We start from the raw sequence: 4,425 nt of genomic DNA, 5'->3' as shown, positions 1-4,425 counted from the left end.
GAGCTACTTCTCTCCCGACCTTTTGTTTCAGGCTCATGTACGTGATGAACCGTATCAGGCCAGCGTCAGCCACGGCGTAAATGGTGCAAGGTAATCTCCGGCGGGCAATTGAGGCGCACGGGAACAACGCTCGAGCCCGCACCAACGGAGGTATAGCCGATCATATCTCTGTACTGCCAAGGCCCAGCCCCCATCCGTCTTGGCAGCACTGCCTCGAGCTTGATGGGAATGGATCCGGGGAGACAAATCTGACCGCCGTGGGTGTGTCCGCTCAGCATCAGATCGAAGTTGGCATGCGCAGCCTGACGATAGACCTCCGGTGTGTGAGACAACAAGATCGAGAACTCACCGCGGGGTATCGAGAGGGCGGCTTTTTCGATGTTGTCCACTCTGAAGAAATGTGCATCGTCGATTCCCGCCAGATAGATCCGTTGGTCCTTGCGAACGATTGGTTCGCATTCATTGAGCAGCACGCGAATGCCCATGGCTTCGAGCCCGGGAACCATCTGAATCGTATCGTGGTTGCCGAGCACGGCATAGATTGGCCGTTTCAGATGAGTTGCCACTCGCGCGACACCATCCAGCGCGGGCTGGAACGGCCCAACAGTCCGCCCCCGATAATCGCCTGTTAGGACGCACACATCGTACTGCATGCTGCCAACCAGCTCGACGAGCCTGTTCATGGCAACTTCATTCATGTCCACGTGAAGGTCGCTAACGTGGAGAATGGTGAAGCCCTCAAAGGGGGGCGGTAGTGTCTTGAAGCTCATTTCGTTTCGTTTGACTAGAATGCGTTCTGCATTCTGTCGTGCACGCCAGTAGAGCCCCGTTGCCTTCAGAACATTTCGAATGATCCACTCGGCCCAAGATGAGTTTTCAAGGTGAAAAAATGTGAGGCCCTGGCCAAATACCTGAGCTTCGTGATCTCTCTCAATCCCCAATCGCTGCCGGGCATGGAGCGGCCCGAGACGGATCTCGAGTTTGCGCAGAATTTCTTCGTCCACCAGCTAGTCCTTTTGAGCGGCCTTAACCGTGTGATCGAAAGCTCCACGGAGCGTCGCTGCGCGTATTGAAAGTTATGGAATGATCCAGACGAGGTCCGCTCCGGTGCACTCAGCGGACAAACAAAGTTGTAAATCTGAACGTCAGCGGTGGGCCAACAGGCGACATGGCACACCACAGCAAAAACATCCCGGCGATTGGCCGGGATCGATACTTCACGCCTTGTTCGTAAACCAAATCGTTGGAGCTCCCGCCACTCCCGCATTCTGCATGGCATTCTTCAATTCAGCACTCTCCGCGAAGGCTTGCGCAGCTTCAATCGTRGCRAACTCGTGAGTTACTGTGATGTCATTGGGATTTTCGACKGCTCGGTAGACAGCCTCGGCTGTTACGCCCTTCGCCTTCTGAACCGGAGCAAAATCGTCGTAARCCTTCCGCCAGGTCTTGTAGTCGGAAACCGTGTGYCTAACAAACATAGTCGTCATCAGAYGTTCCTCCCTGACTGGTCGTAACAATCTTTCCACGAACGCTTGAAACAGCACTTCCAGTAGCACCAGCATAATACTGGCCACGGCTTGGAGCTATTCGTTTCCGGGTTGCACTGATGCCAACGTTGGCGTGATGTCCGATCACACATCCCGCCGCGGCGCCGAGCTTGCCGTGTCCGGCCATGTGGCCAGCGACCCCGCCGACGATGGCGCCCTTGATGCATCCTTTGGCTTCCACCGGCGAGGCCAAGGCGAGTGCGGACAGGCACGCAATGGCCAAGATCGTTTCGCACGAGCATAGCCCCGCCTTTTGGGGGCTTGGGGCGGGGCCACGCAGGCCGCGCTTGCGCGCGAACCTGCTGGCCCAACCGGGGCCGACCGGGCTCGTTCCCTTTGGCGCACCTCGGAAGGTTCTTCGTGCGCGAATATTGAAGACTCCGGCTGCGGACGGCGTATGATCGGCCGCGGGGATTTGAGGGATGACTGCCTCGACCAAAGAGCGTCCGATGTGTCCTGTGTGCAAGCACCGGATGGCGTTGGCGCGCATCTCTCCCGGCCCCCGCGGATTCGATGAGCGCACCTTCGAGTGTTCGACTTGCGAGCGTACCGAAGTGGTCCGCTTCGCCGTGGATCCGATGCAGACGGACGCGGTCGGCTGGCTCGCCGGTGAGCTGAAGCCGCCAAACTGAAATTCGCTGTAAGTGGGGGTGGCGTGATGGACGAGGACTTTTGCAAGGAACAGACGCAACGCATTCGCGCTTTGGCCGAGCGGGCCGATCCCTTCACCAGGCGCCGCCTGTTGGCATTGGTCGGCCGATACGCCCCCAGGGTGGCCGGTCCCTTGAAGGCTGCGGAGCGGCCCCTGCCAGTGCGCGCCACGCCGCCGGCGTCGATCCTCTCGGGGTCGGGCGAGGCGTGACCAGCGCCATCGAAGTCCGGTGCGACGCTTGCGACGGCGTGGTGTCCCTGCCCGCGTGGGAGTCCGACCCTGGCCGCAGGACCTATCCGGGCCGCTGCGTGAAGTGCGGAGGCAAGGGCCGTATGCCGGCGAAGTCCGAGTGAGGTGCGGCTGTCCGGATGGACCTTCGCGTCGACGTACGCTTTCGTGCCTTCGACAAACGCTTGGATGAGGGTGCCCGGAACGAATCACACCTCCCGGCGCTTGAATCCTGACTCGTTGTACATGGCACCTATGAATTGAGGAGGCGAGAATGGTCCTGATAGGACTTGGCGCTCTGCTCGTTCTTGGCGGAATCTTGTACATGGCACGCGCTACTATTTGGCGGGGATCGCTTAGTCGGCCCACTGGCGATACATTGGAGYCGACGCGGCGCGGCGTGGGATTCTTGGGGGTCGGAGCGAACTGGCCGGGCATTGTCCTTATGGCAATCGGTGCCGTTCTGTTGGTGTTGGGGGCCGGCCTCTAGCCTCAGCCACCCGCCGAGCTGCCGGCCTGGGCCATTTCAATTTGCCACCTTGCTGGTTTCGTGACGACGGTAAGCCGTTGTATTCCAGTCAATCGACCAAAGGCCGGAATTCCGCAAGAGCAGCCCTCGGTCCGCTCAGGGTTAAAAGCGTCGTTCTAGTCGCCTTTAGTCACTTCCGGTCCGCCCGGATTGACGGACCATTGGGGACCCGCCCATGGGCATCGCGTGGGGGTGATCCTTGGGCGGTCCAATCGCGTACCGCCTATTTTCATGTGTGCTACCTAGTTCTGTAGCAAGATGGTCAGGAGAAGCCGATCATGACTGACGATCAGGTCAATCTCGTCGTTCAGCACCTTTGCGAGCAATTGCACTTGGCCCTCCGATTGAAGGGTAGCGAGGCACATCCACCAAACGCCAAGGATATTGGATTTGATCCTGCCTCTGTAAGAACTGTATTGCTGACCGGGTTACGTTCGGCGGGTGTCACGATCCACAAAGAGGCAGCCGGGGCGAGCGAAGAGCCGCCGTGTTCCTAAACGCAAAACGCGGGACAGAAGCCCCGCGCCAATGTCTCAGTTGGGTCAAAATGCGAAGAACTCAACCTGAGCAAATTTGGTCTGCCATGCCTCGGTGAGCGGACCTCGGTGAGGTGCGCCGCCACTTCGGTGATGGGCCAACAGCTGCCCTTCCTCCGCGCTCAGCTCGTGACGTTTCACCGCGCCCAGCGCACGCCATTTTGAGATAGACTGGAACAGCCTTAGCGCTGAAGACGAGAGCCGGGAGGAGCCCATGGATATCGGGGCCTGGCTGTGTGATCTGGGGCTGGGACAGTACGAGCAGGCGTTCCGGGAGAACGACATTGATGCCGAGGTCCTCATGGACCTAACGGCCGAGGATCTGATCGGGCTTGGGGTCGTCTCGATCGGCCATCGCCGCAAGCTGCTCGCCACCATTGCTGCACTGCGCGCCGGCTCAATGTCGGCTACCACCCTTATTCCGGCCGTACCTACCGCCACCTCTGGWAACGCTTCGCTTGCACCCGAGGCCGAGCGCCGCCAACTCACCGTGATGTTTGTTGACCTGGTCGACTCGACCGCGCTCGCGGCACGGCTCGATCCGGAGGAAATGGCCGAAGTCCTGCGGACCTATCAGAGCGCGGTGGCGGGCGCGATCGGAAGATTCGAAGGGCATGTGGCGAAGTACATGGGAGATGGTGTGCTGGCCTATTTCGGCTACCCGCGCGCCCATGAGGATGAGGCCGAACGCGCGGTGCGGGCCGGCCTCGCGGCGGTCGCGGCGGTGCACGGCCTGGGATCGGCGCCTGGCGAGACGCTGGCGGCGCGCGTCGGCATCGCGACCGGGTCGGTGGTTGTCGGCGAGTTGATCGGCGAAGGCGCGGCGCGCGAGGAGACGGTGGTCGGCGATACCCCGAACCTCGCGGCGCGGCTGCAAGCCCTCGCCGAGCCGGGCACGGTGATGATCTCCGCCCGCACCCGCGAGCTCATTGG

The 4,425-nt window shown here is 60.7% G+C and carries 7 protein-coding genes; 4 read left to right on the top strand and 3 right to left on the bottom strand.

Annotated elements, in window-relative coordinates:
• Positions 1-65: 65 nt before the first annotated feature.
• From AC1D00_RS28775 to AC1D00_RS28765, 3 genes are all read right to left on the bottom strand, one after another.
• A complete protein-coding gene (locus AC1D00_RS28775; protein WP_135177464.1) occupies positions 66-1,004 on the bottom strand; it encodes a metallophosphoesterase in 939 nt (312 codons plus the stop codon).
• 213 nt (positions 1,005-1,217) lie between these two features.
• Complete coding sequence (locus AC1D00_RS28770) at positions 1,218-1,487, bottom strand: cyclase (RefSeq protein ID WP_477012992.1); 270 nt, start codon at positions 1,485-1,487, stop codon at positions 1,218-1,220.
• Positions 1,468-1,773, bottom strand: a complete 306-nt coding sequence (locus AC1D00_RS28765) for a hypothetical protein (protein WP_235885797.1) — start codon at positions 1,771-1,773, stop codon at positions 1,468-1,470. The genes AC1D00_RS28770 and AC1D00_RS28765 overlap by 20 nt, the downstream gene beginning before the upstream one ends.
• 196 nt (positions 1,774-1,969) lie before the next feature.
• On the opposite strand from AC1D00_RS28765, the gene AC1D00_RS28760 reads away from it, so the two are divergent.
• From AC1D00_RS28760 to AC1D00_RS28745, 4 genes are all read left to right on the top strand, one after another.
• On the top strand, positions 1,970-2,179 hold the full coding sequence (locus AC1D00_RS28760; protein ID WP_135177467.1) for a response regulator: 210 nt from the start codon (positions 1,970-1,972) through the stop codon (positions 2,177-2,179).
• Between the two features lie 26 nt (positions 2,180-2,205).
• Positions 2,206-2,409, top strand: coding sequence for a hypothetical protein (locus AC1D00_RS28755; protein WP_135177477.1), 204 nt, complete (start codon positions 2,206-2,208; stop codon positions 2,407-2,409).
• A gap of 825 nt (positions 2,410-3,234) precedes the next feature.
• Entirely contained in the window at positions 3,235-3,453 is a 219-nt protein-coding gene (locus tag AC1D00_RS28750; protein ID WP_135177469.1) for a hypothetical protein, read from the top strand.
• A gap of 253 nt (positions 3,454-3,706) precedes the next feature.
• The coding region (locus tag AC1D00_RS28745) for an adenylate/guanylate cyclase domain-containing protein (protein ID WP_477012991.1) at positions 3,707-4,425 on the top strand (719 nt) is incomplete at its 3' end.

The organism is Bradyrhizobium sp. P2_E8 (assembly GCF_056403875.1).
Note: the sequence above shows the minus strand (reverse complement) of the source record. Positions and strands in the feature narration are given on the sequence as shown.

What these genes read in the sequence shown, in the direction of transcription:
- AC1D00_RS28760 (WP_135177467.1), top strand. Translation starts at nt 1,970, where the DNA reads ATGACTGCCTCGACCAAAGAGCGTCCGATGTGTCCTGTGTGCAAGCAC.
- AC1D00_RS28755 (WP_135177477.1), top strand. Translation starts at nt 2,206, where the DNA reads ATGGACGAGGACTTTTGCAAGGAACAGACGCAACGCATTCGCGCTTTG.
- AC1D00_RS28750 (WP_135177469.1), top strand. Translation starts at nt 3,235, where the DNA reads ATGACTGACGATCAGGTCAATCTCGTCGTTCAGCACCTTTGCGAGCAA.